The sequence below is a fragment of the Mucilaginibacter sp. P5_A6 genome (genome assembly GCF_056400585.1).
Genome location: NZ_JBFUKZ010000091.1, coordinates 1 through 844, shown reverse-complemented (window position 1 = coordinate 844; position 844 = coordinate 1). Strand labels below are relative to the sequence as shown.

1 protein-coding gene is annotated in these 844 nt (G+C 34.7%); it reads left to right on the top strand.

Going from position 1 to position 844, the window contains the following annotated elements; all coding sequences use genetic code 11:
• Positions 1–150: 150 nt before the first annotated feature.
• Positions 151–844 (top strand): PAS domain S-box protein (locus AC1DO4_RS27875; protein WP_477421057.1); only part of this gene is annotated, 694 nt, incomplete at its 3' end.

Here is an 844-nt window from a genome sequence, read left to right as displayed (position 1 = left end):
GTAGTACAAACATTAAAATCATGTATTTTTACCGAATTTCCAAGCATAGCCACACTATCAAAAAAACACTTTATATCCGAATCGAAACTTAAAAGAGATTTTAAAGAAAAATATAATAGTACTATTTTTTCTTATTTCAGGCATCTTCAAATGGAATTTGCTGAAAAGTGCATCAATGAAAAACGGTGCAACAAAAGCCAGATGGCTTTAATGCTTAATTTCTCAAACCCGTCTAATTTTTCGTCATGCTACCAAAAGTATTTAAATGAAAAGTTATCAAAAGAACTTGTAACCAAAATACAGGCAGAAAATAGTGAGAATTATAAAACCTTTATAGAGCAGGCTCCCATTGCCATTGCCATGTTTGATAGCAATATGCTATTTATAGCAGCATCATTAAGATGGATTGAGGATTACAATCTTCAAGGTAAAGAAATCATAGGGGTAAATCTTTACCAGGTTCTGCCGCAAATTAAATCTCAATTTCATGATTTATTGCTCACATGCTTAAAAGGAGAAGTTCATTTTGATGATTCTATAGTTGAAAACCAGGATGGAACATTAGCCTGGATGCGCTGGGATCTGAGGCCATGGTATAGGGGAGGATCAGAAATTGGAGGTTTTTTAATTTTAACCGAGAATATTACCCCTTTGAAACAGAAGGAAACAGAAAGCGGACAGGTTTTAGAAGTTTTAAATAAAGCACAAAAAATTGCCCGGATTGGCGCATGGAGCAGGAATTTTGTTAAAAATACAATTATTTGGAGCAAGGTGCTGAAAGAAATGCTGGAAGTACCCGAAGATTTTAGCCCGAACGAGGAAACAGCTTTGGCATTTCATAAAG